This window comes from Helicobacter suis HS1, from assembly GCF_026000295.1.
In the GTDB taxonomy this organism is placed as follows: domain Bacteria; phylum Campylobacterota; class Campylobacteria; order Campylobacterales; family Helicobacteraceae; genus Helicobacter; species Helicobacter suis.
Genome location: NZ_AP026769.1, coordinates 819,532 through 846,467, shown reverse-complemented (window position 1 = coordinate 846,467; position 26,936 = coordinate 819,532). Strand labels below are relative to the sequence as shown.

The 26,936-nt window shown below is 41.8% G+C and carries 26 protein-coding genes, 2 tRNA genes, 2 rRNA genes and 3 pseudogenes; 7 read left to right on the top strand and 26 right to left on the bottom strand.

The genetic code is table 11. From position 1 onward, the window contains the following. Window positions 1-158: 158 nt before the first annotated feature. The 8 genes and pseudogenes from obgE to rplU all read right to left on the bottom strand — a co-directional run. Window positions 159-1,079: pseudogene (gene obgE / locus OO773_RS04630) on the bottom strand (GTPase ObgE); the annotation flags it as partial. Continuing rightward, the gene (locus OO773_RS04625) at window positions 1,080-1,850 is read right to left on the bottom strand and encodes an ATP-binding cassette domain-containing protein (RefSeq protein ID WP_006564150.1); all 771 of its coding nucleotides are present in this window, start codon (window positions 1,848-1,850) and stop codon (window positions 1,080-1,082) included. It lies immediately after the preceding pseudogene. Continuing rightward, complete coding sequence (locus OO773_RS04620) at window positions 1,844-2,701, bottom strand: ABC transporter ATP-binding protein (RefSeq protein ID WP_050780160.1); 858 nt, start codon at window positions 2,699-2,701, stop codon at window positions 1,844-1,846. Before OO773_RS04620 ends, OO773_RS04625 begins: the two co-directional genes overlap by 7 nt. Further along, window positions 2,698-3,555 carry an ABC transporter permease gene (locus OO773_RS04615; RefSeq protein WP_006564148.1) on the bottom strand — a complete coding sequence of 286 codons (858 nt, stop codon included), beginning with the start codon at window positions 3,553-3,555 and terminating at the stop codon, window positions 2,698-2,700. Before OO773_RS04615 ends, OO773_RS04620 begins: the two co-directional genes overlap by 4 nt. Further along, on the bottom strand, window positions 3,555-4,559 hold the full coding sequence (locus OO773_RS04610; RefSeq protein WP_006564147.1) for an ABC transporter permease: 1,005 nt from the start codon (window positions 4,557-4,559) through the stop codon (window positions 3,555-3,557). Before OO773_RS04610 ends, OO773_RS04615 begins: the two co-directional genes overlap by 1 nt. A 1-nt stretch (window position 4,560) precedes the next feature. After that, window positions 4,561-6,129 carry an ABC transporter substrate-binding protein gene (locus OO773_RS04605; protein ID WP_006564146.1) on the bottom strand — a complete coding sequence of 523 codons (1,569 nt, stop codon included), beginning with the start codon at window positions 6,127-6,129 and terminating at the stop codon, window positions 4,561-4,563. Continuing rightward, entirely contained in the window at window positions 6,126-6,401 is a 276-nt protein-coding gene (rpmA, locus tag OO773_RS04600) for a 50S ribosomal protein L27 (RefSeq protein ID WP_006564145.1), read from the bottom strand. The genes OO773_RS04605 and rpmA overlap by 4 nt, the downstream gene beginning before the upstream one ends. A gap of 9 nt (window positions 6,402-6,410) precedes the next feature. Continuing rightward, window positions 6,411-6,725, bottom strand: a complete 315-nt coding sequence (gene rplU, locus OO773_RS04595; protein ID WP_034375692.1) for a 50S ribosomal protein L21 — start codon at window positions 6,723-6,725, stop codon at window positions 6,411-6,413. Window positions 6,726-6,843: 118 nt separating this feature from the next. Between rplU and flgL the strand changes: the two genes are divergently transcribed. Further along, window positions 6,844-9,375 carry a flagellar hook-associated protein FlgL gene (gene flgL, locus OO773_RS04590; protein WP_006564143.1) on the top strand — a complete coding sequence of 844 codons (2,532 nt, stop codon included), beginning with the start codon at window positions 6,844-6,846 and terminating at the stop codon, window positions 9,373-9,375. On the opposite strand, the gene OO773_RS04585 is transcribed toward flgL, so the two are convergent. The 12 genes and pseudogenes from OO773_RS04585 to OO773_RS04530 all read right to left on the bottom strand — a co-directional run bounded on the left by OO773_RS04585 (window position 9,362) and on the right by OO773_RS04530 (window position 18,854). Next, window positions 9,362-11,485 carry an LTA synthase family protein gene (locus OO773_RS04585; protein ID WP_006564142.1) on the bottom strand — a complete coding sequence of 708 codons (2,124 nt, stop codon included), beginning with the start codon at window positions 11,483-11,485 and terminating at the stop codon, window positions 9,362-9,364. The two genes, flgL and OO773_RS04585, sit on opposite strands and share 14 nt — an antisense overlap. A 3-nt stretch (window positions 11,486-11,488) precedes the next feature. Then, complete coding sequence (locus OO773_RS04580) at window positions 11,489-12,295, bottom strand: HpaA family protein (protein WP_006564141.1); 807 nt, start codon at window positions 12,293-12,295, stop codon at window positions 11,489-11,491. A gap of 17 nt (window positions 12,296-12,312) precedes the next feature. Then, window positions 12,313-12,786, bottom strand: a complete 474-nt coding sequence (gene moaC, locus OO773_RS04575; RefSeq protein WP_006564140.1) for a cyclic pyranopterin monophosphate synthase MoaC — start codon at window positions 12,784-12,786, stop codon at window positions 12,313-12,315. Next, entirely contained in the window at window positions 12,786-13,316 is a 531-nt protein-coding gene (gene mog / locus OO773_RS04570; RefSeq protein ID WP_006564139.1) for a molybdopterin adenylyltransferase, read from the bottom strand. Before mog ends, moaC begins: the two co-directional genes overlap by 1 nt. Further along, window positions 13,313-13,753, bottom strand: coding sequence for a molybdopterin synthase catalytic subunit (locus OO773_RS04565; RefSeq protein WP_006564138.1), 441 nt, complete (start codon window positions 13,751-13,753; stop codon window positions 13,313-13,315). The genes mog and OO773_RS04565 overlap by 4 nt, the downstream gene beginning before the upstream one ends. Continuing rightward, window positions 13,754-13,975, bottom strand: coding sequence for a MoaD/ThiS family protein (locus OO773_RS04560; protein ID WP_006564137.1), 222 nt, complete (start codon window positions 13,973-13,975; stop codon window positions 13,754-13,756). Between the two features lie 10 nt (window positions 13,976-13,985). Further along, entirely contained in the window at window positions 13,986-15,179 is a 1,194-nt protein-coding gene (locus OO773_RS04555; RefSeq protein WP_040499138.1) for a molybdopterin molybdotransferase MoeA, read from the bottom strand. Window positions 15,180-15,186: 7 nt separating this feature from the next. Next, window positions 15,187-15,771, bottom strand: coding sequence for a GTP cyclohydrolase II (ribA, locus tag OO773_RS04550; protein WP_006564136.1), 585 nt, complete (start codon window positions 15,769-15,771; stop codon window positions 15,187-15,189). 34 nt (window positions 15,772-15,805) lie between these two features. Further along, window positions 15,806-16,414, bottom strand: coding sequence for a DUF3943 domain-containing protein (locus tag OO773_RS04545; protein ID WP_006564135.1), 609 nt, complete (start codon window positions 16,412-16,414; stop codon window positions 15,806-15,808). Window positions 16,415-16,503: 89 nt separating this feature from the next. Then, window positions 16,504-17,193 (bottom strand): TIGR00366 family protein, encoded by a 690-nt coding sequence (locus tag OO773_RS04540; RefSeq protein ID WP_196757930.1) that lies wholly within the window; start codon window positions 17,191-17,193, stop codon window positions 16,504-16,506. Continuing rightward, a complete protein-coding gene (locus tag OO773_RS04535) occupies window positions 17,120-17,833 on the bottom strand; it encodes a TIGR00366 family protein (RefSeq protein WP_196757931.1) in 714 nt (237 codons plus the stop codon). The genes OO773_RS04540 and OO773_RS04535 overlap by 74 nt, the downstream gene beginning before the upstream one ends. A gap of 67 nt (window positions 17,834-17,900) precedes the next feature. Then, a pseudogene (locus OO773_RS04530) lies at window positions 17,901-18,854 on the bottom strand (alginate lyase family protein). Window positions 18,855-19,000: 146 nt separating this feature from the next. Between OO773_RS04530 and OO773_RS04525 the strand changes: the two are divergent. The 6 genes from OO773_RS04525 (at window position 19,001) to OO773_RS04500 (ending at window position 20,593) form a co-directional block, all read left to right on the top strand. Next, window positions 19,001-19,077 (top strand) — tRNA-Ile (locus OO773_RS04525). A 6-nt stretch (window positions 19,078-19,083) separates the two neighbouring features. Next, window positions 19,084-19,159, top strand: a tRNA-Ala gene (locus tag OO773_RS04520). Between the two features lie 78 nt (window positions 19,160-19,237). Continuing rightward, window positions 19,238-19,486: a hypothetical protein gene (locus tag OO773_RS04515; RefSeq protein WP_073117145.1), complete on the top strand. Its 249-nt coding sequence runs from the start codon at window positions 19,238-19,240 to the stop codon at window positions 19,484-19,486. A 141-nt stretch (window positions 19,487-19,627) separates the two neighbouring features. Beyond that, window positions 19,628-19,966 carry a hypothetical protein gene (locus OO773_RS04510; protein ID WP_158656532.1) on the top strand — a complete coding sequence of 113 codons (339 nt, stop codon included), beginning with the start codon at window positions 19,628-19,630 and terminating at the stop codon, window positions 19,964-19,966. After that, complete coding sequence (locus OO773_RS04505) at window positions 19,911-20,372, top strand: glycosyltransferase family 9 protein (RefSeq protein WP_264828725.1); 462 nt, start codon at window positions 19,911-19,913, stop codon at window positions 20,370-20,372. Before OO773_RS04510 ends, OO773_RS04505 begins: the two co-directional genes overlap by 56 nt. Window positions 20,373-20,437: 65 nt before the next feature. Further along, window positions 20,438-20,593, top strand: coding sequence for a hypothetical protein (locus OO773_RS04500; protein WP_264828724.1), 156 nt, complete (start codon window positions 20,438-20,440; stop codon window positions 20,591-20,593). 206 nt (window positions 20,594-20,799) lie between these two features. On the opposite strand, the gene OO773_RS04495 is transcribed toward OO773_RS04500, so the two are convergent. The 6 genes and pseudogenes from OO773_RS04495 to OO773_RS04465 all read right to left on the bottom strand — a co-directional run bounded on the left by OO773_RS04495 (window position 20,800) and on the right by OO773_RS04465 (window position 26,935). Continuing rightward, window positions 20,800-20,976 (bottom strand): hypothetical protein, encoded by a 177-nt coding sequence (locus tag OO773_RS04495; RefSeq protein WP_264828723.1) that lies wholly within the window; start codon window positions 20,974-20,976, stop codon window positions 20,800-20,802. A 97-nt stretch (window positions 20,977-21,073) separates the two neighbouring features. Beyond that, window positions 21,074-22,071 (bottom strand): annotated as a pseudogene (locus tag OO773_RS09975) (adenine-specific methyltransferase EcoRI family protein); the annotation flags it as partial. Between the two features lie 161 nt (window positions 22,072-22,232). Next, window positions 22,233-22,724, bottom strand: coding sequence for a hypothetical protein (locus OO773_RS04480; protein ID WP_006564688.1), 492 nt, complete (start codon window positions 22,722-22,724; stop codon window positions 22,233-22,235). A 153-nt stretch (window positions 22,725-22,877) separates the two neighbouring features. Then, a 5S ribosomal RNA gene (rrf, locus tag OO773_RS04475) occupies window positions 22,878-22,993 on the bottom strand. Window positions 22,994-23,391: 398 nt separating this feature from the next. Continuing rightward, window positions 23,392-26,276: ribosomal RNA gene (locus OO773_RS04470) — 23S ribosomal RNA — on the bottom strand. A 458-nt stretch (window positions 26,277-26,734) separates the two neighbouring features. Beyond that, complete coding sequence (locus tag OO773_RS04465; RefSeq protein ID WP_034375776.1) at window positions 26,735-26,935, bottom strand: hypothetical protein; 201 nt, start codon at window positions 26,933-26,935, stop codon at window positions 26,735-26,737. Window position 26,936: the final 1 nt, after the last annotated feature.

Sequence of the window (26,936 nt, the reverse complement as noted above, 5' to 3'; positions counted from 1 at the left end):
GCTCTTATCCACGGCGTATAGCTATCATTTCAAGTAGGATCGTCATTTTTACAAATCACGCCTTATATTAAGCGGGTTTAGCGAAGGTGGAATTAATTTTAAACTAATCCCACATCATTATGTCCATTACGATGGGCAATTAGAAAAACGCCCAGGAGAAGAGATTTAATACTCTCCCCCGTAACTGCCGAAATTGGTAGAATAAAACGCGCCTCTAAAATCTCAAGAGGCATTGCAGGCATCACGTCTATTTTATTGATCACAACTGCAAATTCTTTTTGGGCAAGTTCTTTAGAAAACTTGGTAAGCTCTTGGCGCAACTTTTCATATTGCTCTTGCACATTAAAAGTACTATCTAAAACAAAGAGCAAAAAGCGCGTCCGCTCTAAATGGCGCAAAAAATCTAGGCCTAAACCCTTGCCCTCGCTTGCTCCCTCTATAATCCCGGGAATATCTGCCATAACAAACTCTTTAAACTCCCCCACGCGCACCACTCCTAAATGGGGAATTAAAGTTGTGAAGGCATAGGGCGCGATTTTGGGTTTAGCATTAGAGATTGCGCTAATTAAAGTAGATTTCCCCGCATTTGGAAAGCCCACCAAACCCACATGGGCGATAAGTTTGAGTTCTAGGCGTAAAGAAAGCGTCTTTCCAGCTAGCCCCTTTTGGGCGTAAGTAGGCCGTTGTTTGATCGCATTTTTAAAGCGCATATTGCCAAGCCCGCCCTTGCCCCCTTTAAGTAAAACAACATTTCCCGCCTCTATTAAATCACAAAGAAGTTTTTCCCCTTCAAAAATTTGCGTCCCCGGAGGTACACGCAAAATCAAATCCTCCCCCCTTTTGCCACTACAATTTTTAGGCCCACCGGGAGCGCCATTTTGTGCTTTGTAATGTTTTTTGCCTCTAAAGGCGCTAAGAGTATCGCTATTAGAATCTATACTAAAGATTACATCGCCTCCATCGCCTCCATCGCCTCCATCTGGTCCTCCTTGCATGACAAATTTTTCCCGCCTAAAGCTCACGCAACCCGCCCCTCCCTTGCCTGAGGAGACACTAATTTCTACCCAATCTACAAACATTTAGCCCTCTTGGAAGTGTTGGGTTTTTTCTAGGTGGGGGATAGCGCTTAACAGTTTTTGTGTGTAGGGGTGTTTGGGTGTATCAATTACGGCTTGTACCGTCCCCTCCTCAACAATGAGCCCCTTTTCCATGACTAAAATCCGATCGCTAATGTGCTCCACCACCCCTAAATCATGGCTAATAAAAAGATAGCTCAACCCTAAATGCGCCTGTAAATCTAAAAGTAAATTAAGAATTTGTGCTTGAATAGAGACATCTAAAGCCGAAACAGGTTCATCACAAATTAAAATACGCGGTTTAAGCATAAGAGCCCTAGCAATGCCTATGCGCTGTCTTTGCCCCCCTGAAAACTGGTGGGGGTAGCGCTTAGCCCACTCAGGTTTAAGCCCGGTTTGATTCATCATCTCTAAAACCTGTTTTTGTCGTTCTGTTTTATTTAGCTTGGTGTTTAATAGCAAAGGTTCAGCGATAATATCCTCAACTTTCCAGCGTGGATTAAGGCTTGAATAGGGGTCTTGAAAGATCATTTGCACACTTTGGCGATAGGCTTTCCAATCTTTAGCGCTAAATTGTTGCATGCTCTTCTTTTCAAAGAGTAGCTCTCCCTTGCTAGGTTTTTCTATGCCCACTAAAATTTTAGCCACCGTGCTTTTGCCACAGCCACTTTCTCCTACCAAACTTAAAATCTCTTGAGGCTGGATAGCAAAGCTCACTCCCTTAAGCACAACAAGTTCGCCGTAAGATTTATAAAGATTTTTAACCTCTAGCAACGGATTTCCCTAGCAAAATCTAAATAATTCGTGTTTTCATCTACACTTTTAAGGCGTACCTTGCGTTTGCCCGGCTTTGGAATGGCCTCTAATAGCGCCTGTGTGTAGGGATGTTTGGGATTGTTAAATAAATCAGAGGCACGCGCTTTTTCTACCACTTCGCCCTTATAAAGCACCACCACTACATCAGCAAACTGCGCGACTACGCCTAAATCATGGGTGATAAAGAGCATAGCCATGTGCTGTTGTTTTTGTAAATCTTGCATCAACTCTAAAATCTGTGCTTGAATTGTAACATCTAGCGCGGTGGTGGGTTCATCGGCAATTAACAAGGAAGGTTTACAAGCCATAGCCATAGCAATCACCACTCGCTGGCGCTGGCCTCCGCTAAGTTTAAAGGGATAGGCGTTATATTTGCTCGCATCTAATCCAACGCTATTTAAAAGTTCTAGGCTTTTTTGTTTGATCTGTGCGCTGCTGAGTTTGCTTTGGTGGATTTTAAACACCTCGCTGATTTGAAAACCAATAGTATAACTAGGATTAAGGCTTGTCATGGGCTCTTGAAAGACCATGCCTATTTCTCTACCCCGTAATCTTTGCATCTGCTTATCTGAGTAGGCCAGCAGATTTTGCCCCTTAAAAAGAATTTTACCGCCCACAATTTTACCCGGAGGCCTAATTAATCCCATAATAGACCACGCGCTCATGCTTTTTCCGCTCCCACTTTCTCCAACAAGGCACACAGTTTGTCCTACTTGAATGCTAAAACTCACCCCGTCTACAGCTTTAATCAGACCGGTGCGGCTAGAAAAGTAAGTTTTAAGATCCTCTACTTCTAAAAGCGCGTTCATGTGGATTTTTTAGGATCTAAAGCGTCCATGATCCCATCTCCTAATAAATTAAAACCCATTACCGTAAAAAAGATCGCACAGCCCGGGAAAAGCAAAACCCAAGGGGAGGTGGTGATGTATTGTAAAGCGTCCATGAGCATCGCGCCCCATTCTGGGGTAGGTGGCTGTGCCCCTAAACCTAAAAAGCTCAAACCTGCTGCCTCTAAAATTGCCCCCGCAAAGCCCATAGTAGCCTGCACAATAAGCGGGGCGGTGCAGTTTGGCAAAATCACAATAAACATAAGGCGCAAATGAGAAGCGCCATTAAACACAGAGGCTAGGGTATACTCTTTTTCTTTTTCAAGGAGCACACTACCCCGTATAATGCGGGCAAAACTTGGAATACCCACAATGCCAATGGCTAGCATGGCATTTGTCAAAGAGGGGCCTAAAATTGCTACTACGATGATGATAAGTAAAATAGAGGGCAAGGAGAGCATTAAATCCATAAAGCGCATGATAATCATGTCTGTTAATCCGCCTACATAACCCGCTACAAGCCCAAAGATCACCCCAAAGATAAGGGCAATCCCTACAGATACTACCCCGATAATCAGCGAAATACGCGCCCCAAAGATCAAACGAGAGAGAATATCACGGCCTAGATCGTCTGTGCCTAGATAGTGTGCTTTACTCCCACTCTGCGTAAAAAAAGGTTCTAAAAGCCGCGCTTGGGGGTTTTGTAAACTTGGATCGTAGGGGGCTAAAGCGGGCGCAAAGATTGTACAAAACACCAGTATAACTAACAAAACAAGTCCAAAAAGAGCTGCCTTGTTCTGCCTAAAATTTTCCCAAAAGATATAAAAGCGTTCCATTAAGCCAGCCGGATTTTAGGATTGATAAACCCGTAAAGAATATCTACAATCAAATTTGTCCCGATAAAGATCACCGCCACAATGAGGCTTGAGGATTGGATAATGGGAAAATCGCGTTGGTTAAGAGCATTAACCATCCAGCGCCCTACCCCCGGCCATGAGAAGGTGGTTTCAGTTAAAATACTTCCGGCTAAAAGGCCGGCTAACATTAAGCCAATAACAGTAGTAACTGGAATAAGGGCATTTCTTAAGGCATGGACAAACACTACCCGCAGGGCTGAGCAACCTTTGGCCTGTGCGGTGCGGATATAATCTTCTTGTAAAACCTCTAGCATGCTTGAGCGCGTCATGCGGGCAATAATGGCAGTGGGGATAGTGGCTAGGGCGATGCTTGGTAACACTAGGTGGCGCAGGGTGTCTAAAAAGGCGGGAAAATTAAGCGCTAGTAAGCTATCAATTAGATAAAACCCAGTGGGGCCCTCTAAATCATAGGCGTCATTGAGTCTTCCAAAAACAGGAAACCAGCCTAATTTCACGCTAAAGACATAAATAAGCATCAAACCTAACCAAAAAACAGGCATGGATACCCCGGCTAAGGCTGCACCCATGCTTACATGATCAAAGAGGCTATAGCGTTTAGTGGCTGCAATCATACCTACAGTGATCCCTACGACAATAGAAAGCAATAAAGCGCTTAGAGAAAGTTCTAAAGTAGCCGGAAAACGCTGTAAAAAGGCCTCTAGTACGCTTTCACCAGAAACTAAGGAAGTACCCAAATCCCCGTGTAAAATATGTCCCATGTAGCTAAAATACTGCTCTAAAAGCGGTTTATTAAGCCCCATTTGCTCACGCAAGGCCTCTAGCGCCTCTTTATTGGCATGTTCGCCTAAAATCATTAAAGCTGGATCACCGGGTACTAAATGCACCATAGAAAAAACCAAGATTGAGACCCCGAATAAAGTGGGGATAGTCCATAAAATCCGTTTGAGTAAAAAAGCTAGCATGTTATTTCCCAAAATACACATAAGCAAAGCGGTTGTTTTGCACCCCTTCTACATGGTAGCCTAAAACATTAGAAAGTCTTGCCACCACATTATAAGGGTAGGCAAGGGGTACCCAAGGGGCATCGTTGTGGAAAATCTCTTGGGCTTTTTCATATAAAACCGCGCGCTTGGCTTGATCGGAGAGATATTTAGCCTTCGTAACTAATTTAGAATAAGTTTCACTCTTATAAAAACAGCTGTTGCGGGTGGGAATCTTAGAGGCTGCCTCTTTGCTCCATAAAATATAAAGAAAATTATCTGGATCCGGAGTGTCTGCCATCCAGCCACTAAAGGCCATTAAATGTTCCCCCATGGCGATCTTTTTTAAATAAGTCCCCCACTCAAAAAATTCAATTTTAACTTGGATACCAATTTTGGCTAGCTGGGATTGTACAAACTCAGCGGCTTTTTTATTGTATTTAGAGGCTGTAAAAAGCGTCGTGCTAAATCCATTTGGATAGCCTGCCTTTGTGAGCAATTCCTTAGCTTTTTTAAGATCGTAGCCATAGGGTTTGATCTTTGTGTTATAACTCCACATTTCAGGGGGGATAGGGTTAATTGCTACTTTAGCGTAATTTTCATACACGATTTTAATATAGTCTTTGGTGTTAATTGCATGGTTGATAGCCAGTCGCACCAGGCGGTTATCAAAGGGCTTTTTTTGCATGTTTAAACTCATCCAAGTTACAAAGAGAGCGGGTTTTTTATCTACGGAGATATTAGGCAGGCGTTCTAAACGAGGGATTTCGTTACGGTGGGGCATGTTAATTAAAGACACTTCGCCTCTTTGCAAAGCTAAGGCGCGCACGGAAGGATTAGCAATCACGCGCAACACCACGCGATCTAAATGCGCGGGTGTGCCCCAATATTCTTTATTTTTGAGCAAAACGATTTTATCATCTCTAAACCAAGTAGAAAACTTGAAAGGTCCCGTGCCTATGGGCTTGCGGGTGAGGGCGTCCTCTTTGTGCAGGCTTTTTAAATGGGCGGCATAATCAGCGCTAAGTACGCTTAAAAAATCCATGCCCAAATCTGCTAAAAAAGGCGCTTCGGGGTGTTTGAGAGTAAAACGGACTGTGTATTTATCAAGGGCTTCTATTTTATCAATGATAGAAGACATGCCCATACTCGCCCAGTAGCCATAAGATTTACCCCCCTTGTAATAGGGGATAGTACCCATTTGGCGCTCAAAGGAAAAGATCACATCTTTAGCGCTTAATTCTACTTTTTGATTCCAGTATTTAGTGGTGTGGAAATAAACCCCTTTACGCAGGTGAAAAGTATAAACAAGCCCGTCTTTAGAAATCTCCCAACTACTAGCCAAAGAAGGTTCGATCTCTGTGCTACCATATTTAAAACGCACCAGAGTTTCATAAATATTAGCGGTAGCGGCATAACTTTCGCCATCTACAACTAAAGCCGGATCCATTCCCGAGCTATCCGCCCCTCTGGCATAAATTAAAGTCCCGCCTTCTACCCCAAAAAGAAACGATACAGCTAGAAACAAACAGGGAAGAAGGCGCGTTTTCAAGGCGTAAAAACCTCTTTGACTTCAGGAAGTACAGAAACTTTTTTGCGGTACTTATCTTTGTGTTGGAAGTACACGACACCATCAATTAAAGCAAAAAGGGTATGATCCTTACCCACGCCCACATTTTTACCCGGATGTACTTTAGTGCCCCTCTGGCGCACTAAAATATTACCGGCGCGTACAAATTCTGATCCAAATTTTTTAACCCCTAAACGGCGGCCTGCAGAGTCGCGATTATTCTGGGTACTGCCCTGACCTTTCTTGTGTGCCATCTTGATCCTTTATGCAAAAATTTTAGTGATTTTAAGACGGGTAAAGTCTCTACGAAAACCGCGTTTGGTTTTACTATCTTTGCGGCGGCGTTTTTTAAAGATCACCACCTTTTTACCCCGCCCTTCATTAATCACCTCTGCCTCAATGTGCGCCCCCTCTATAAAAGGCGCGCCATAAACCATACCCCCCTCTTTACACACGGCTAAAACTTCTTCTAGCTTAACCTCTGCCTTAGACTCTAAGCCCATTTTATCCAGCAACACAATATCGCCCTCTTGTACTTTATACTGCTTGCCTCCATTCTTAAAAACTGCATAAACCATAAACCCACCTAAAATTTGAGATAAAAAGCGCCATTTTAACATAGCAAACCTAAAAGTTAACCTTTAGTAATGGTATACATCTTGCATGTAATCCTAGTAGATTTTTTAAGGGGGTTTGATGCGCATTACTGATAGTAACCGCTATAACCAGATTAATTATTACCAAAACGCGCTCCAAAACAAACTCAACACGGCGAATAATAAAATCGCCTCAGGGTTAAAATCAGAGTATGGTTATCAAAATAGCCAAGTGAATAACCAAAATCTTAAATACGGTTTTGAAACCAACACCCTTGATCAAGCCCATGATGTCGCCAAAAGCGCCTACACCGCTACACTTAATACCGATAAAGCTCTAGGTGAGCTCTCTAGTACAATGCAACAATTTAAAGTTAAGCTTATCCAAGCAGCTAGCGATGTACACTCCACCACATCCAGACAAGCCATTGCCCTAGATTTAGAAAAACTAAAAAATCATATGATCAATGTGGCTAATACTTCTATTGGGGGGGAATATCTCTTTGGAGGTAGCAAGGTCGATCGCCCCCCCTTTGATGCAGCGGGCAATTACTATGGCAATGATGAAAACCTCAACGCTTTAGTTGGCTCGCATAATCTTGTCCCCTACAATATCAGTGGGACTAATCTCTTTTTGGGTAAAGATGCGGACAAACAAACAAGCATCATCGCTAATATCAAAAAATTTAACCAAAGCAAATTACACCCCGACATAATGGACTCTTTTAATAAAACCCAAAACCCCCAAGAGGTCTATATCACCGCTCAGGATACATTACGCGATCTAATTGGCGATAATGATAACAACCCAAGCAATGACAAACCCGAGTATTTCTATTTGCAAGGGGTTCGCCCCGATGGCAGTGCTTTTAAGGCTAAGTTTTCTTTGGATAAGGCTTATTCTAACAAAGATAGCGCTACTAAAGTTCAAGATTTGCTCGATCAAATCGGGCGGGCTTATGGCAACACCTCTACTAATCAAGTGGTAGATGTCTCTTTAAATGCTCGGGGAGAAATACAGATTCGCGATCTCACCCCGGGAAATGCCACCCTAGATTTTCACATGCTCTCTAGTGAGGAAAATGTAGATAACTTAGATGATTTGCGTAAAAGTAATGCCCGTGTTAGTAAATATGTCAAAAGCGCCTTTGTTACGGATAGAGGGCTTTCTGAGATTCAAGGCGTGCCTAATCTCTATGATCACCGCATGCTAGATTTTAAAAGCGCCCTTATCACGCAGGATAATATTCCCGCTACCCGCAACACCCCCTTAAGTGCGATTTTAGATCCTTCTGCTGTGGTTTTAAAAATAGAAGGGACACGGCCTAATCAAGAAGATGGCAGTGTGGATAATACCCCACTAGAACCTTTCTTTTTGCCGGTTAAAGGATCAAGTGTACAGGATTTAATGGATGGGATTAAATCTCATTTTGGCGGAAAGTTAGATGTAGAAATTTCTAGCGATGGGCATTTGCGCCTTATTGATCACAATGTGCACAATAAAAGCCATGATAGCAAAACCCCTCCCTTTGATGGGCCTAGAGGATTGAGTGTTAAGATCACAAGTTTAGATGATAAAGGCTTGCCCACACAAGCCCTACCCACAGATTATGCTAGCGCTTATCAAAAAACCTATTTTGCTAAACAAGGCGCGCTTTTATACAGCAATGTTTCCCAGATTGTACCAAAGAGTATGGACTATGCCACAGGTTCTACTACCCTTGCCTCTGTAATGGGCGCTAATATTTTAGATCAAACTTATGTGATGCAGATGAAAGATAATAATGGTATTCCTCTTATAGCTAAGTTGCATTTAACCTCACAAGGGGCATTTTTAGAATTACCCAATAAAGAAGGGGGCCCAGCTTATAAAATCCCGCTTTATGATCGCACCCAAAAAACCCCCACCTTGACTAAGCCCAATGATTTTACCTACCGCCAATTAATGGATGCTATCAGTCTGGCTCTTAATTATAGCAATGGCGATCCGCAAGAATACACACAAGCACAAAACAACACCCCCTCACAAGAAAGTAAACAGGCCTTTCTTTCTCTTTTAAAGCAGGCTGATGAAAGGGTAGATGTTAGGCTTAACGATAGAGGGCAAATTAATATCCGTGATAAAATCCATGCCACCACCCCGATGCAATTTATGTTTTTTGATTCAAAGGCTGATGACTTTAGCTCCGAAAGCCTTAAAAGAGACACCCCAAATATCCGCCTTAATGCTAATAACGCCCTCATTATAGACACCCCCCATATCCACTTTTTCAAACAATTAGATAGCGTGATTGAAGCGGTGCGTGAGGGTATTGATCGCCCCGATGCTTTGCCGGGTTATGGTAAAGAGATACGCAACGCTGGCATACAAAATGGGATCGCTTTAGTGGATCATCTTGGCGATCACATTGAAAAAGTCATCGCATCTAATGGGGCTCATAGCCGCAGCTTTTCTAATGTCATGCGCCGCAATGAAGTACTTAAAACCCAAGTAGACTCGATTCGTGCGGATACAGTGGGTACAGATGTGGCGCAGACTTATAATAAATTTGCCCAACTACGCAACAACTACAACGCCTCTTTGGCCTCTGCTAGCAAGATTAACCAAATGAGTTTGACTAATTACCTTTAATATCTTGCAAAAGTGGGCCTTTGAATAAGAAGTACCAGCTTAGGCCATTGGCGATTTTATCTTTTTCCATGAGGTTTTTAGCCCGTCTTAGATCTGCTGGCAGGGGCGATTTTTTAAGGCGCTTTTGACCTGCAAGATAAAATAGAGGCCTACCCTCTTGATAAATAAAATTAAGCCCCGGGGTTTGTGAGGGGCTAGCAATGGCCTCAAAACCTAAAGCAAAATTAGAATCAGAGTTACAATCAAGAGAAGAAGTGGGATTATTGCTAAAAAGAGGTTTGCCAAAACTCACATAGGGGTGGCCTTTAGGTGCGACAAGCTCCATAATAGTAGGTGCAATGTCTATATGCGATCCAATGCAGGCGATCTCTTTGGGTGTGAGGCTTGGGGCATAAAGAATAAGGGGTACGCTTTTTGTCCAGTAAATATTATCCTTAGCGTATTCAAAACTGCGATCAAAGTGATCGCCGGTGATGACAAAAAGTGAGTTAGGGAATTTAACACTGGCTTTTTTAATGAAATTGACGAGGATTTGATCATACCAATAGATATGGCCTAAAAAATTAGCATTGGGCATATTAACCTGTTTAGGAAATTTTTTAACAAAATCTTCAATCTGAAACACAGGCACCATAAAGGCTTTAAGATTGACATTGCGCGTAGGGTGGTTGCTTAAAGTCATCATCATACTAAAGGTTTTTTGATTGACCGGGGTTTTTTCTAAAATATAATCAAAAAGGATATTGTCATGTACGCCCCAGTTGCTTTCAATTGGCTCAGGATAGGCTTTAGGATCGTAAGGTTTACCCTTATTAGGATCGTCTTTAGCGTATTCAAGTAAGGGGGTGTTAAAAATAAGCTTGTCAAAACCCTGTGTTTTAGTAAAACTATCTAGGCGATTCCAAATCCCACTGCCTCCATAGTAAAACACATTGTGAAAACCTAGCGCCTTCATTTGATTACCAATAGCAGTAGGCAAGGGGGGGATTTTTACACCCATTCTGACAAAATTTGTATCATTGATGTTAAAAAGCCCGGTGATTTGCACATCTAAGCTTTTTACCGTGCGTCTACCATTTTCTAAAAAGAGCGGGAGAATAAAGCCATGTTTGTCATCTCGGAGACTCTTTAGATTGCTCACTAGACCAATGGCATCAAACTGTGGATCAAAGTGCCAGCTAGAGAGCGATTCAGAAACGATATAAAAAACATGGGTGATACTAGGCTTTAAGGGGTTTTGGCTGGTGTGTTTGAGAAGTTGGCGCAAATCTAGGGGAAGTTTTGTATCTTTGGGTAAATGGAAATAATCAATGCTGGCTTGTAAAAGAGTTTTGGAGGTGAAATCAGAAAAGCGAATAGACCGGCTTTTTCTATAGTCGCGAAAAACTAGACAGAGATTGCGAAAAGCCCCGGGGGTGATTTTGCGCAAAAAAAGGTTATCTACGGGTTGGATATGCAGATCAAGCGAGATACCGGTAAGGGCTAAACGAGAATTAATGCCATAGAGAGTCCAAAGAGAAAAACTTAGAAAAACAACAGCTAGGCTAGGTTTGAGGGGCAAATCCTGCAAGATTTGAAAGCAAATATGAGCCCCTCTCATGGTTTTTAAATAAAGATAGTAGCAAAGAGCGCTACACAAAAGCCAGATAAGGATTTTGCTCCCTATGCTGTACTCCCCACTAATAGCCATGCTCCAAAGAATTTGAAAGGTTTGGTTAAAGGCATCTAATAGATTAGTATCAAAAGCATCTCCATAAATGCTATAAAAGGTGATATTAGCCACCTGTAAAAACAAAGAGAGTGAGATAGCAAAAAGGGCGTAAAGATTTGGGGTGGATTTAGATCGCAAAAGTTGCAAGAGCAAAAAGATCAAAGAAAAGGCAGCCACCACGCGGTTATCGTATTTAAAGCCATCTAAAAAAACCTGACCCACTTGATCCCAGGGGATTTTACCCACTAAAGCGTCTTTATAAATCCCTGTGTAGAGAAAAAACCCTAACCGCATGAGCACAAAGAGCAGGCTTAAAAAGAGGCTAAAAAAAAGAGAGTTTAGCAAGAGGCGTAAAAACCTCTGGCCTAAAGAAAGTTTAGAAGAAAAAGGAGAAAACACGAACTAATACTTGTGTTGTGCCTTTAAATCTGCAATATCTCTAGCATAGGATCGGATTCTTTCCCGGGTTACTTTGGTGTCAATTCTTTCCATTACCTCTGCAAAAATCTTATTAAGAGATGTTTTTACCGCATCATTAGAGTCGTCTTTTCCCTTATATAAAGAGCCTAAAAGCCCCCCTGTGTGTTCGGATCTGCTAGAACGGATAAAGGGCTGTTTGATGTCTAATTCACTCAAATCTATCATAAACGAATCAATAGCCTCCCCGCTACTTGGTTCAATAAAGACGACTTTGATATAGCCCATAGAGAGGAGAACGCCCTTTGTAACATCCATACCAGTAGAAAAAATCAAACCAGGACTAGATTTTTTCTGTTCAGTGGTTTTAGGATCGGGGCGCAAAACAACTTCCCCACTTAACTTCAACCCCAAATAGCTTTCTTTTTTCTGGGCAAAGGAAAGATCATCTTTATCGCTCACATCTAAAATAGAAGTTTTATAACCCCGATTATTGAGTATCGCTTGGATTTTAAGCATGATTTGTTTTTTAAACTGGTTTGCATACTCTTTAGCAATGTTATCGCTATAGCGCAATGTGGGTTTGAGTAAAATGATCTCTTGATTAGTGGCTCTAGCCTGAGGAGATTTAGACTGATAAGCTAGCCGCAAAGGGACATTATTAGTTGTGATAATATTTGGCCCACAGCCTGCAAAAAGAGTGATAATAGCCATTCCTATTAGCCATGTTTTAAGTTGCACGATTCTCCTTATTATTTGAATACACCTCTGAAAACTTCTAGTATACTTGATCTTGGATTAGAAAGCTTTTAAGATCGTAGATACGATCCGCTCTTGCCTCCCTCTTTGCTTAAAAGCTTGATAGAATCTATTACCATGCTTTTATCTATGGCCTTAGCCATGTCATAAATAGTCAAAAGCCCGATAGAGACGCCTACTAAAGCCTCCATCTCCACCCCCGTCTGCCCTCTGTATTTGACCTCAACCTCCAACACAAAGGCGCATTCACTTTCACATTCTATAACTCTAACCTCTACATTGCTAAGATTAAGTGGGTGGCAAAGAGGGATAAGATGACTTGTTTGCTTAGCCCCCATAATCGCTGCAATGATAGCGGTTTGTAAAACAGGACCTTTAGCGATATTTTTTTGCACAATGGCCTTGTAAGCCTGTGCTTGCATGCTAATTTTTCCGCTAGCTATGGCTTTGCGCTCTGTAATTTGCTTGCCCCCTACATCTACCATAGTGGGGTGGTTATGTGCGTCTAAATGGCTTAGTGGCATTACTTTTTAGGGCGGAAAACTTGGATATTTTGTGTATTAGCCTCCAAAAATGGGCCACCGATTAAATCAATACAATAAGGAATAGCCGGAAAAACCGCTTCCAAACATTCGCGGATGCTTTTAGGTTTTCCAGGTAGGTTAAGAATGAGACTAGAGCCTCTAATCCCCGCGCTTTGTCTGGATAAAATGGCTGTAGGGACATATTTTAAACTCGTAGCGCGCATAAGCTCTCCAAATCCGGGCAACATCTTAGAGCAAATGGCCTCTGTGGCCTCAGGGGTTACATCGCGCAGAGCCGGACCCGTACCCCCCGTTGTAACAATGAGTGCACAACTTGCCCTGTCGCTAAGTTCTATTAAAGTTTGCTCTAATAAATCTTGCTCATCTGGTAAAAGGCGGTAGACAAATTCTAGCGGATTTAAAAGATATTCGCTTAAAACTTGCTCAATGGCTTTTCCGCTCTCATCTGCATACAATCCAGCAGAAGCCCTATCGCTAGCCACCACCACCCCGATTTTTATATTAATCATGCTAAAAGCCCACTGCCTCTAAGCGGGTGGCTTCTTTGGCTAGCATAAACCCGCTTCTCGCCTATGAGATCGTATTTCCAAATGGGGGCGTTATGCTTAAAATCCTCTATAAAATCTGCATAAAGCTCTAAGGCACTTTTGCGATGCGCTGCTATTAGACCGGTCATATAAGAACTTTGCCCTATGAATACATCTCCGCTAGAGTGAGCCATGCACAGCTGCACGCCTAAAGCCTTAGCCTTTTGCTCCCATTGGTTAAACCAGTTAGTTAATAGGGGTGGGTAAATATCAAAGCTCAATCCCTTAAAATTTTCCCCCTCAGCGCGTACTACCCCCGTAAAAACACACAGCGCCCCGCAGTTTTGCTTAGAGCATAAAGATTGCCAACTTTTATAAAGCGCCTCTGTATTTAGAGCTCCGGCTATAATTTCTAACATTTAACCCCCACAAACGGGTGGGAGAAACACCACTTCATCGCCCGCTCTTAAGGGGGTGTGGATATCCTCTATTAGCTCTCCATTAATAGCAACCGCGCTCACAGAAAGCCAAGAGTGCAAATTTTGTTTTTCGTGTAAAATCTGTCTTAAACCCTCTAAATTACTCGCTTCTACTTCAAAAGTTTCTTCTTTAATCGGGCCTAAAAATTTCACATAAACCATGTTAACTCCTTTAAAAGATATGGTGCAATAAAAGGGGTACAGCCTCGCCTTGTTTATACAAGCGACCCCCCTCCTCTAAAACCAAAAGCGCGCTTTCACTTTCATGCAAATGGGAGCGTTTGGGTATGCTAGCGTAATAGACTCCCTCTTTTAAATGCACATGGCAGGTTTTAAATTCCATGCGTGCCTCTTTTTTCTCTAAATCTTGCTCTAAGATAGCCTGTATAAAGGGGGGAGTGTAGGGCTTTTCAAAGAAATGCACCCAGATTGCATGCCCAAAGAGATAGAAAGTTAGCGCCGCTGAGGGAGGGTTACCCGGCAACGCTAAAAGGGGCTTATGCGTGCCATCTTTGGCATAAATACCATAAGCCACAGGTTTACCCGGTTTAATTCTTGCATATTTGAAAGCTATTTCGCTGATATTAGCTATAGCATGTTGGGTGTGATCTAAATCGCCTTTACTCATTCCCCCGGTGGTTATAACCATGTCGCAATCTCTAAAGGCGTTATAAATAGCCTGCTCTATGCTCTCTTGATTATCCGGTAATAACGCATAAAGCACCCCCTCCCCTCCCATTTTCTCTACCATAGCTTTAATCATATGGTTATTCACACTGCGAACCCCCTCGCCAGATGCCCCCACCTCTATAATTTCCTCCCCTCCGCTTAAAATCCCCACTCTAGGTTTTTTATACACTTCTATAAAAACTTGGTTGATGTCTGCAAGCAAGCCTAAGGCATAAGGATTAATCACAGAGCCTTTTTTGAGTAGAAGTTCTCCTTTTTGCTGGTGAAAACCTACGGGTCTAATCCAATTATAAAACCCGCTTTGCTCTTTTAGAAAAATTTTATCACCTCTAAGCTCTACTTCCTCTACAATCACCAAAGAATCGCTATTAAAGGGCATTTTAGCCCCCGTGAAGGTTTTAATTGCGTGTTTGGGTTGAAGTGTTAAAGGGGGCTCTAAATTAGCCGGGTTAATAGCTTGAACAATCAAACCTTCCTCTTGCAGGGTAGAGAAATCTGCTTGCCTGAAAGCATAGCCATCCATGCTAGATGTGGGGTGATTAGGGTTGTTTGTGGGAGCGTAAATGTCTGTAGCTAGTACCCGCCCTAAAGCCTCTGAGAAAAAGACCTTTTCAAGACCTAGCGGGCTTAAAAAAGCTGTTTGGATTGCCTCAAGTGCTTCGGCAAAACTTAGCATACACACCTCATAGCAAATGCCCCATTTTATTTTTCTTGGTTTGCAAATACTGATGGTTGTAGCAATTACTTTCTACTAAAATACTGCACCTTTCTACTTGTACAAAAGCCCCGATAGCCTCTACTTTTTTAGGGTTATTGGTGAGTAGTTGGATCTTGTGGATGCCATAGTACTGCAAAATGTCTTGTACAATGCCATAGTCGCGCTCATCATCTTTAAAGCCAATGGCCTGATTGGCCTCTATGGTGTCATAGCCTTGATCTTGCAGGGCATAAGCGTTGATTTTATTAAATAGACCAATGCCCCGCCCCTCTTGGCGTAGATAAATAACCATGCCCCCCTGTTTACCACTGCTTGCAATGCGCTCCATAGCCATTTTAAGCTCGCCCCCGCAGTCGCATTTTTGTGAAGAGAACACATCTCCTGTTAAACATTCTGAATGTACGCGTACAAGAGGCATTCCAGAAAGGGTGGGTGTAAAGAGTACTAAATGATCAACAGCAGATCCATTTTTATCTTCTCTAAAAGATTGGATACAAAATTCTCCAAAGGGTGTTGGAAGTTTAGCTTGGCTAGAAACTTGAAGATGCATAGACACCTCGCTTATATAAAAATAGGGGTTTATTTTAGCATTCTGCGGTGGTATTATGGTAAACAGCAGGGGCGTTTTTATTATAGATGCCACAGGCCTTTGCTAAGCCAAAATTGCGAATCACAAACCCGATAAAATCCATTGCAAATAGGGCTAACCCCGTTAAAAATTTAGTGATTAAATATTTTCTTTCCTGATTTTGTAAGCGCTTGCTGGTGTGGTAGAAAATTTCTCCGACTAAAGGACCTAGTGTTGGTGTACAGATGAGGTCTTGGATACTCGGGATTTCAACAAAAGCCTCTAGGCCAAATTCCCAAAAAAAGGTAGAGACTAAAAAAGTAAAGAAAACTCCGGTTGGAAAGCGATAGCCGGCTGTGCGTGCTTGCATGTAATAAATGCCCCCAAAATAAGGGTGCATAACCCAATTAAAGATAAAAAGATCATCATCAAAATGCGGTCCTAGACTGACATTTTCAAGCCAACTTAAAAAGCCAAATTTTTCCTTAGTCCAGTGGGTAACACTCTCTGGCATTAAATACATTCCTATAATGCCTAGTACAAAAGCAATCCCTAAAAGCCCCACGCTTAAGGCTAGATAGCGCAAACGGCTACTAGGTACAAAAAAATGAATATCTTGATCCATTAGCTAATAGGGTGGTAATACAAATAACTTAGCGGTCGCATCAAATCCTCCAAAAAAAGTAATTCTTGCACAAAAAAACTTAAGTCAAGCTATGTTAGAAAGTACAAACTACCCATGCTAACAAGCCCTGCATATACAAAGCCCACCAATAAATACCCGATAATGCTACGAACATCTAAACCAGCCAATCCTAAAAGAGGCAGCGCAAAGAAGGGTTGGATCATATTTGTCCACGCATCTCCCCAAGCAATGGCCATGCTAGTAATGGCCGGATCCACCCCCAAAGCCACCCCACTAGGGATTAAAATAGGGCCTTGTACAGCAAATTGCCCACCCCCACTGGGGATAAAAATATTGAGCAATCCTGCACTTAAATAACTTAAAATGGCAAAGTTTTCTTTGGAGGCAAAGTGGGCTAAAGAGTTAGCCAAAGTGCTAGCAAAACTCACACCTGCAACATTTTTCACGCCCATGATTCCGATAATGCCTGCATAAAGAGGGAAGAGTAAAACAATACCGGTTGTGGCCTTGAGGTCTTGTTCCATAGTTTTAAAATAGCGCTGCTGGCTTGCGTGGGCTAATAATCCTAGAAATAAAAAGAGCAAGATTAGGGTATTAAGATTAAGAGAAAAACCCTTGTTAATAAAGGTGATGATCAGATAAATTACACCTAAAAAGCCTAAAAATAAACCTAAAAGAGGGCTATCATCTGGGCGATCTACAAAAGAAGTGGGTAGAGATAAAGAGGGAGGGTTGCTCTTTAAGAAGGTTTGGATCAAGGGTGGTGGGGTTTTTAGGATGCATAGACATGTTAATTAAAGGCAGCCCTACAAGTAAGAGAATTACCATTGTTAAATTAAAAGGCGCAAAGAGGGTATGGCTAAGAGGGATAGGGGCATGGAGGATTCCTGCGCTTAATTTTTCTAAATCCCCGTCGTTTGTGGCTAGTTTAAGAGGAATGCTTCCTGATAGCCCTCCATGCCAGATTAAAAAGCCTGAGTAGGCGCTAGCTACCAGTAGGGGATAATCTACACCTCTAACCTGACGGGCTAAAGTCTTAGACAAAATCGCCCCCACAATTAGCCCAAACCCCCAACTTAAATAACAGCACAAAAGAGAAATAAAAGTAATGCTCCAAATGGCCATTTTAGGGGTTTTAATGCCAGAGATGAGAAAGTTAAGGCCTTTTTTAATCCAAGGGGATTTTGCTAGAGCAATACCGGTTGCTAGTAATAAAAGCATTTGCATAGAAAATTTAAGCAGCAAAAACAAACTCTCTCCCCATTTATCTAGCAATAACGCAAGACTTAGCCCCGTACTCAAAAAAGCCCCTAAAAGCGCAATAGCGGTTAAAAGAATAGCAAAAATAAAAGGAGAGGGGAAGTAATTTTGTAGCGCTACAACCAGCCATTTAACCATTAAAAATCCCTTTAAACAATTTACCCACTAACCGGTAGCTTTAAACCCCAAGCGCTATCTCAAACTTTTATTTCACCGTTCTAAGTTTAAGTCTAAAACCATCGGCGTGTAAATCCCCTTGCTTTAAAAGTGTATTAGCGCTAGGGCTATTGTAATGTCTGGCTAAAATAATGAAATAGGCATTGTTATGGACGCCTACTAAATTAGGTTGGAAATAGGGGAAGGTTTGGGGGTTTAGTATCCATGTTGCTATTTTGTTGTAGGCAATGGCTAATCTATGCCCCGCTTGACTTTGCCATAAATCTATCCCATTTTCAAAGAGTAATTCAGCTACAACACTAATAGGGAGCAAAGCAAAATTACTATAGGCAATGCCTTTAATACCCTTTGTGTGTCCGCCATGGTAGTTATTTGTATCACTCCCGCTGATGGCACTTTCAATCACCCCATTATTATCTATAGCTGTTAGTACCCACTCTTGCCACCTGCGCGCACTTCTTTGTAAGAGTGCATGATCGCCTAATGCAAGTGCAAAACTTACATCAAATAAGATTCCCCATGCGCCATGGTTAGTATTCAAATTGGATTGCGAATAATTTAACATCTCTCTTACAAACTCTTCATATCGGGGGCTAGGCAATTCTTTTTTGATAAACAAATAGGCCATGTTCATATAGGGCATGTAAAAGTTAATGTTGTCTTGAGCTTGTAGTGTATCTGCACTTTTAGGTTCTTGAGCCCAGCTTTGCAAAAACTCTCTAGCTTTTAAACCATAATTCTTTATTTTGAGTTACTAGAAAACCAAGCGCTAAATCATAAGAAAGCGTGGCTGATTTTTTAAATTCTTTAGTGCATTTATCTGGCTCCCCAACTCCAGTTGCTGTGTAGTGAGACCGAGCTTTAAATGCGCACAAGGGTGTGGATTTTCTGTAAGTTTTGAAGCTAAGTTGAGTTTTTGGGCTAAATTTGTCGCTTTAAAATCTTTAAAAAACCCCGGTTGTGCGTGGATACAGTCTAGTATATAGAGGTAAAATAAGTTTTCTCACTAACTTGCCTTTATGCGTGCTTTTCAAGTGAAAATCACTGGGGTTATGTTACTTGATTCAAATTTAAAAAGCAAACTTTTAGAAATAACAAAGTAGAATTCCAGCTTTTATGGGCTTATACGGGCTTATAGCTCAGGTGGTTAGAGCGCACCCCTGATAAGGGTGAGGTCAGAGGTTCAAGTCCTCTTAAGCCCACCACTTTTTGGGGGATTAGCTCAGTTGGGAGAGCGCCTGCTTTGCACGCAGGAGGCCAGCGGTTCGAACCCGCTATCCTCCACCAAATCCAAAGCTTGTTATTGGTATTTTTCTTACCAAAATTAGGGCTTTTTAATTGGGTAATTTTTAATGGAGTTCGTTCATGTCTGTTTTTCGTGTTTTGCATGAATGCTGGCGAAGGGTTGTGGATACCTTGTGGCATGGTTATTTGAAGCCCGGCATCGAGGAAAAACTTTTTTGTAGCCTGCATGCTCTACTTTTGTTTTATCGTCGCTATAAACCACAAGAAATCCGTCCTAAAACCCTACTTCTTATACGGGTTGATAGACTGGGTGATTATTGTCTTATGAGAAATTTTTTAAAGCCTTTGAGGGAGGGCTATCCAGACTAAGAAATCACTTTTTTATGCCATGCAAATTTCCCAGAATTAGTAGAAGCTTGCGATCGCGCATATGTGGATAAATTGATCTCTGCAAATTTTCTAAAGTACTCTTTGCTACGCCACCCTCTTTATACTCTTAAGGTGTTGTATATGTTGGCACAACAGAGTTATGAAATTGTGATCTCACCTATATATGGCCGCACTCAAGAAAGAGACGATCAAATTGTGTGCTGGATTAATGCCTCCACCAAGATCGGATCACTTGGATCAAGAATTTCAACGGATTGGTATCAAAATACTTCTATACACAGGCTCGATAGGGTTTATACGACTTTTCTAGAGGCTAGACTAGAAAGGCTCTTTGAATTCGATCGTAATAGAGAGTTCTTTAGCCAGCTTCTTAAAAAGCCCCTTACAGATATTAAATACCACCTTGATCTCCCCACTTACCCCAAAATTCCTCTCTCTCTCTCTCTCTCTCTCTTGTGAACCTTATGGGGTGTTTTTTCTAGGGGCTTTTGAGCCTCAAAGAAAATGGTCTTTTAAATCTTGGGTAGAACTTGCCTTAAAAATCTCACCAGATTTTCAAATTGTACTTTGTGGTTCAAAGGAAGAGATAGATGAGGCACAAGAGATCATGTTAGGTTTCCCTAAGGCTATTAATCTTGTAGGAAAAACCGCCTTTATAGAACTTTTACATGTCCTCTCTAAAGCCTCTTTTATTGTTTCTGTAGAAACAGCAATACCTCACTATGCTGTAGCTTTAGGCTTAGGTCCAATTTTTATAATCCCTAACGCCAATGCTCTCGTCCAGTTTGTCCCCTATCCAGAATATATACAAGCTAATTACCATGTGATCTACCATCCTAAAATGGAAGCCTTATTAGCAACATAGACTAGATCTAAGAATCTACTGCCCTGGATTTTCTGAGAAAGTAGCTGAAAAAATGAAAGCTGTGGATGGGAGGTTGGTTAGGTAGGGTGGTGGCTCTTAAAGCTAGTACTTCTATCCATTATAAACTCAAAAAAGCCCCTAAAAGCGCAATAGCGGTTAAAAGAATAGCAAAAATAAAAGGAGAGGGAAGTAATTTTGTAGCGCTACAACCAGCCATTTAACCATTAAAAATCCCTTTAAACAATTTACCCACTAACCGGTAGCTTTAAACCCCAAGCGCTATCTCAAAATAACACTCTCTCCTACCACCGCCCTTCACTCTGCGCCTTAGCCTCGTTTAATTTTTAGGATTTGCTAGGTGTTGTTTTGTTATTTACGCTCACAAGGCTAACCGCGCTAGAATTAAAAAAGTCTTTTAGGAAAAATTTCATGAGCTTACTTTTTGGATTAGCATGCGTTTAAACTTTGACTTGCCTCCAATATAGGGCATATACTGCGTTAGTTTTGCAATTTTAAACCCACACTCTAACACACCATTTAAAATAGGATTGGTTGACACTGCAAAGGGTAAATCGTAGTCGTTAGGGATATAGCTATTATCCACGAGTAAAGTCCCGCTATCATCAAATGGTAGTTATTTGTATCACTCCCGCTGATGGCACTTTCAATCACCCCATTATTATCTATAGCTGTTAATATCCACTCTTTAGTAAAAAATGCACTTCTGCGCGCACTAACTGGCGTTTAGGGGTAAGAAACCAATCCACACGGGTATACCCTTCCCCATAAAAATATGGTTAGTATTCAAGATAAAAGCCGTATTAACGCAGTTAGTAATGCTAGATAGAATGATAAACTTCTTTTTACTTTTAATAAGAATCTGCCAATATTCAATAGCACGCGAAAAGGGTGGGTTGGTACAAACTATGTCGGCTTCCTCATTTAAGATTCTTAGCGACTCCTTTTCTTCAAAACCACCTCTATAGTTAGGTGGGGTGTGCTTTATTTCATGCGCTCCCTCTTTGGTGAAAATATAACCTTTCACTCCTGCATTAAATAAATCCTGTTGGCTACCATAATGGGTGCAAATGAGTTTTTTAAGCTTTAATCTAAAGAAATGCCTTAAAAAATACAGGGCAAAAGCAGATGAATCTGTATAGTCTCTCCTCTCTCCTATAGCATCATCGCAGTTACAAAACACAACTTTATCTTGCCATATTTTTAAAGGATAGTTTGCTAACTCTTTTTCTACAGGTAAAATAAGTTTTCTCACTAACTTGCCTTTAACTTTCTTGTTCAAGTGAAAATCACTGGGGTTATGTTACTTGATTTAAATTTAACTAGGCGTGGTGATGGGCTTGACTTCTTGTTTTTGCTTGGGTGGCTTGCTACTAACCTTAGCGATAAAATGTGCATGCGCGCTAATAAAGCTAACATAGGTTTCAAAAAGACTTGGGTTAAAAAAATAAATCTCTCTATTATTCTGCTCTCTTAAATGTGCAAACGCGTTTTTCATATCTTGCTCAATTACGCGCATGTTAGCAACCTCACATGTAAAAAGATAGCTATAGGTCTGCTCACTTGACTTACCTGTGATGTGGTTATATTCTTTCAGCCGCCTCTCTAAATTATTTGTAATACCTATTTTACACTTGCTCTTTTCTAGGTTGGATTGGACTATGTAGAGATATTGTTTCATGCGCTTCCTAAAGGTTTAAAGAAAAAGTTCTTTAGCATTTTAACACACACGAAGCACTGATAGATTGATAGATTAATGAGTATAAATAGCTATTAGTTTTTTAACAATCCCCCGCATCACCCTACTTTCCCACTCTTGCAAAGAGCAGGCATAGGATATTTTTAAACTAAAACAATCTCCTTACCTTTGGCTTTTAAAGAGTCTTGTACCTTTTCATACCACGCTGTAATGATTTGTGAGATTGGTGCATCTGCTGTGCATTTGGTTAAAGTATCTTGCAATCTTGGGGGTTTTAGACCGACTTTCATCTCCTCATGTATTATATCTAAAATTTTAACAGGTCTTCTGTAGGTAATCCAGCTTACCAGGTCGTCTTCCTTTTCAACCATGCATAAGCTTCTGTCTTTTCTAATATCATATGCTGTGCCGATGACCTGCGTTAAGGCGATGAGTTTATTGCCTTTTCTTACCGCCACAATGTCATTAACTCGCATTGCATTGAGAAAATCTCTGATGAATACAAATGCTCTCTTATTCTTCCAATTTTCTGTCAGACCATGCAAGCCAATGAAACTATATTTTTCTAAAATTTCACGCTCTTTCCATAGTTGTCCAGGCGTTCCTCCTGGATGCATTTGCATGTGCCAAAACATAAAAACCTCCTAATCTTTGCATTTGAACATAAAGACTAGGGATTATCCTACACAATGGCTTAAAACATAAATGCAACACAAAAGGGAATTACAAAAGAATCGTTTAAAAGAAAGAAAAAATGAATTTGATGATAAGGTTAAGTGGATTAAAATCCCCCGCATCACCCTACTTTCCCACTCTTGCAAAGAGCAGTATCATCGGCGTTAGAGAGCTTGACTTCCAGGTTCGGGATGGAGCTGGGTATTTCCTCTCTACTAGGGACACGGGAGAAAAAAGCGTAGCTTTCTCAGCGAAGCTTTTTTGTAGCAAAGCTTTCTTCAGTGTAGCTTTTTCTTTAGTAAAACTTTACTAGTATAGCTTTCCTCTTAAAGCTCTTGCAAGTTAATAAGCTTTTGCAAAAAGTAAGCTTTACCTTCCCTGCAACTTTGCTATACACAAAAGCCTAAATAGCTAAAACTTTAAGCTTTTTCTAATTTAGGCAATTTCTCTAAGCAGATGTTGCTTAAATTATGCTTAAAAAAGCTATAGAAAAAGCCAAAGCTTTATTAAAAAAGCTACACAGAAAGCTAACAAGCTTAAAGCCTTAAGCCTTAAAAAGCCACACTTAAATAGCCATGTAAAGTCTCTACAAAGTCTTACACTCAATAAGGCGGTGTAACCTAGCATGCAAACAAGCCAAACGCTCTATTAGTAGTGGTTAGCTGAGTGCATTGCTGCACTTACACACCCACCCTATCAAACATGTAGTCTTCATGCGAGCTTCAGGGAAAGCTTATCTTGGAGTTGGCTTCGAGCTTAGATGCTTTCAGCTCTTATCACAACCATGCGTAGCTACCCAGCGGTGCTCTTGGCAGAACAACTGGTGCACCAGTGGCATGTCCATCTCGGTCCTCTCGTACTAAAGACAGCTCTCCTCAGCTTTCCTACGCCCACAGCAGATAGGGACCGAACTGTCTCACGACGTTCTGAACCCAGCTCGCGTACCGCTTTAAATGGCGAACAGCCATACCCTTGGGACCTGCTCCAGCCCCAGGATGCGATGAGCCGACATCGAGGTGCCAAACCTCCCCGTCGATGTGAGCTCTTGGGGGAGATCAGCCTGTTATCCCCGGGGTACCTTTTATCCTTTGAGCGATGGCTCTTCCACACGAAACCACCGGATCACTATGACCGACTTTCGTCTCTGCTTGAGTTGTCTCTCTTGCAGTTAAGCTAGCTTATGCCATTACACGCAACTGGCGATTTCCAACCGCCATGAGCTAACCTTTGTAAGCCTCCGTTACTCTTTAGGAGGCGACCGCCCCAGTCAAACTACCCACCAAACATTGTCCTGCTAGAGGATAACTCTAGCCAGTTAGCTAACAAAAACGCCAAGGGTGGTATCTCAAGGATGGCTCCACAGACACCAAAGTATCTGCTTCAAAGCCTCCCACCTATCCTGCGCATGGCATTCCCATTAGCAGTGCTAAGCTATAGTAAAGGTCCACGGGGTCTTTCCGTCTTGCTGCGGGTAGGAGGAATTTTCACCTCCACTACAATTTCACTGGACCTCTCTTTGAGACAGCTCCCATCTCGTTACGCCATTCATGCAGGTCGGTATTTAACCGACAAGGAATTTCGCTACCTTAGGACCGTTATAGTTACGGCCGCCGTTTACTCGGGCTTCGATCAAGAGCTTTGCATCACTGCTAACCCCATCAATTAACCTTCGAGCACCGGGCAGGCGTCACACCTTATACTTCCTCTTACGAGTTAGCAAAGTGCTGTGTTTTTGGTAAACAGTCGGGAGGGACTCTTTGCTGAGACCTACTTGCGTAGGCACACCTTATCGCGAACTTACGGTGTCAGTTTGCAGAGTTCCTTAAAGAGAGTTCATCCACGCGCCTTAGAATACTCATCTCATCTACCTGTGTCGGTTTGCGGTACGGACAATTAGAGCTAAACTTAGAGACTTTTCTTGGCACAAAGTATCAGTGATTCTCCCTTTGATCCGAAGATCTCCAGGAGCCTATTTAGGTTTTGAATACAGGAGCGGATTTGCCTCTCTCCTAATCTATGACCCTTAGACCAGCACTTCCATCCGCTGGCTCACCTAACTTCATGCGTCCTCCCATCGCACACCCTAATTGGTATAGGAATATTAACCTATTTGCCATCGCCTACCCTTTTCAGACTTGGCTTAGGACCCGACTAACCCTACGATGACGAACATCGCGTAGGAAACCTTAGATTTACGGCGGATGCGATTCTTACGCATCTTATCGCTACTCATTCCTGCATGCTCACTTCTGTGCGCTCCAACACTCCTTACCGGTATGCCTTCAACGCTGCACAGAACGCTCTTCTACCACTGCACAAAAGTGCAATCTACAACTTCGGTGTCTATCTTAGCCCCGTTATATTTTCAGCGCATGATCACTAGACCAGTGAGCTGTTACGCTTTCTTTAAAGGATGGCTGCTTCTAAGCCAACCTCCTGGTTGTTTGAGTAACCACACATCTTTTTCCACTCAGAATAGAACTTGGGGACCTTAGTTGGTAGTCTGGGTTGTTTCCCTCTTGACGATTGATTTTATCACCCACCGCCTGACTCCCAAGCTAGAACAAGAGGTATTTGCAGTTTGACAGGGTTTGGTACTGCGGCGAGCAGCCCTAGTCCAATCAGAGCTCTACCCCCTCTTGCTACCACTTGAGGCTATACCTAAATATATTTCGAAGAGAACCAGCTATCACCAAGTTTGTTTGGCCTTTCACCCCTATCCACAGCTCATCCCAGCCCGTTTCAATGGGCACGGGTTCAGTCCTCCATAAGCTATTACACTTACTTCAACTTGGCCATGGATAGATCACTTGGCTTCGGGTCTGCAGCATCTGACTAAAACGCCCTATTCAGACTCGCTTTCGCTACGGCTCGTTTTCACTTAACCTTGCCAGACACCACAACTCGCAGGATCATTATGCAAAAGGCAGTCCATCACCCTGATAAATCATAGGGCTCTGAATGATTGTAAGTAGATGGTTTCAGGTTCTATTTCACTCCGTTACCCACGGTTCTTTTCACCTTTCCCTCACGGTACTTGTGCGCTATCGGTCAAAGAGGAGTATTTAGGGTTGGAGAGTGGTCTCCCCAGCTTCAGCCCGGATTTCTCGTGTCCTGACCTACTCTGGATTCTACTATCTTTGAAAAAACTTTTCGCATACAAGGCTATCACTTTCTATGGCATGCTTTTCCAAGCACTTCTGCTTTAATTTTTCTTAGAATCTTGTAGTCCTCAACCCCGCATGCAAGCACGCGGTTTGCCCTTTTCCCCTTTCGCTCGCCACTACTTAGGGAATCTCACTTGATTTCTTTTCCTCTAGCTACTAAGATGTTTCACTTCGCTAGGTTCGCCCTCTATTAAATAGAGTAGCTTATGTTGCCATAAGCTGGGTTGCCCCATTCGGAGATCTACGAATCAAAGCTCCTTGACAGCTCCTCGTAGCTTATCGCAACTTACACACCCACCCTATCAAACATGTAGTCTTCATGCGAGCTTCAGGGAAAGCTTATCTGCTTGCCACTTTAACATATCCGCTAAAGTGTTGCATCAGCTCACCGCCTTATTGAGTGTAATTCTTTTGGCTTTGTAGTTTACCCTTTACATAGGCTATTAACAATAAAAAACCAAATAATTAAAGACAACTTAAAAACCAATCTTTAAAGGAAAAAGAGAAAAGCGATCAAAACCTCAATCTTTGCAACTTAACACAATCTATAAGGCTTATTCTCGTTAAAACTTAACCCTAAAACCCTTTAAAATGCTAGCTTTCTTAGAAGCAAAAGCTGATTTTATCGTTGATAAACTTAAGGCATGCTGAAATGTTTAGGAAGGTTTGTTGGGTATAAAGCTTTTTGGATATTATTAGGGTTAAAGCATTTGTGGTAGCTAGGGTGAGTGGCTCGCTATTGTGGCTTACTATTTTGATCTTTAAGATTTTTAGTGTTGGCTACTATAATAGGGTTATTAAGTTTAAGAATTACCTTGAGAATTACCTTGTTGGGGATTATCTTGGTTTAACAGATTATCCAGTGTGTCTAAATCATGGCCTATCTCTTTGAGTTCACTTGCAATCTGTGCAAGCTGTTCCTCTACATGGCTTAAATCATCTTTGATTTCTTCAAATTCCTCAAAGAGTTCATCAATGTTTTGGGTGTTATTTTCTGCTTTCATG

Coding starts and splice junctions, on each gene's coding strand:
- rpmA (WP_006564145.1), bottom strand. CDS start 6,401: ATGGCACACAAGAAAGGTCAGGGCAGTACCCAGAATAATCGCGACTCT.
- OO773_RS04465 (WP_034375776.1), bottom strand. CDS start 26,935: ATGAAAGCAGAAAATAACACCCAAAACATTGATGAACTCTTTGAGGAA.
- OO773_RS04620 (WP_050780160.1), bottom strand. CDS start 2,701: ATGAACGCGCTTTTAGAAGTAGAGGATCTTAAAACTTACTTTTCTAGC.
- OO773_RS04560 (WP_006564137.1), bottom strand. CDS start 13,975: ATGGTTTATGTGAAATTTTTAGGCCCGATTAAAGAAGAAACTTTTGAA.
- ribA (WP_006564136.1), bottom strand. CDS start 15,771: ATGCATCTTCAAGTTTCTAGCCAAGCTAAACTTCCAACACCCTTTGGA.
- OO773_RS04535 (WP_196757931.1), bottom strand. CDS start 17,833: ATGGTTAAATGGCTGGTTGTAGCGCTACAAAATTACTTCCCCTCTCCT.
- flgL (WP_006564143.1), top strand. CDS start 6,844: ATGCGCATTACTGATAGTAACCGCTATAACCAGATTAATTATTACCAA.
- OO773_RS04500 (WP_264828724.1), top strand. CDS start 20,438: ATGGGAGGTTGGTTAGGTAGGGTGGTGGCTCTTAAAGCTAGTACTTCT.
- rplU (WP_034375692.1), bottom strand. CDS start 6,725: ATGGTTTATGCAGTTTTTAAGAATGGAGGCAAGCAGTATAAAGTACAA.
- OO773_RS04480 (WP_006564688.1), bottom strand. CDS start 22,724: ATGTTTTGGCACATGCAAATGCATCCAGGAGGAACGCCTGGACAACTA.
- OO773_RS04515 (WP_073117145.1), top strand. CDS start 19,238: ATGTCTGTTTTTCGTGTTTTGCATGAATGCTGGCGAAGGGTTGTGGAT.
- OO773_RS04565 (WP_006564138.1), bottom strand. CDS start 13,753: ATGTTAGAAATTATAGCCGGAGCTCTAAATACAGAGGCGCTTTATAAA.
- OO773_RS04615 (WP_006564148.1), bottom strand. CDS start 3,555: ATGGAACGCTTTTATATCTTTTGGGAAAATTTTAGGCAGAACAAGGCA.
- mog (WP_006564139.1), bottom strand. CDS start 13,316: ATGATTAATATAAAAATCGGGGTGGTGGTGGCTAGCGATAGGGCTTCT.
- OO773_RS04555 (WP_040499138.1), bottom strand. CDS start 15,179: ATGCTAAGTTTTGCCGAAGCACTTGAGGCAATCCAAACAGCTTTTTTA.
- moaC (WP_006564140.1), bottom strand. CDS start 12,786: ATGCCACTAAGCCATTTAGACGCACATAACCACCCCACTATGGTAGAT.
- OO773_RS04510 (WP_158656532.1), top strand. CDS start 19,628: ATGTTGGCACAACAGAGTTATGAAATTGTGATCTCACCTATATATGGC.
- OO773_RS04545 (WP_006564135.1), bottom strand. CDS start 16,414: ATGGATCAAGATATTCATTTTTTTGTACCTAGTAGCCGTTTGCGCTAT.
- OO773_RS04610 (WP_006564147.1), bottom strand. CDS start 4,559: ATGCTAGCTTTTTTACTCAAACGGATTTTATGGACTATCCCCACTTTA.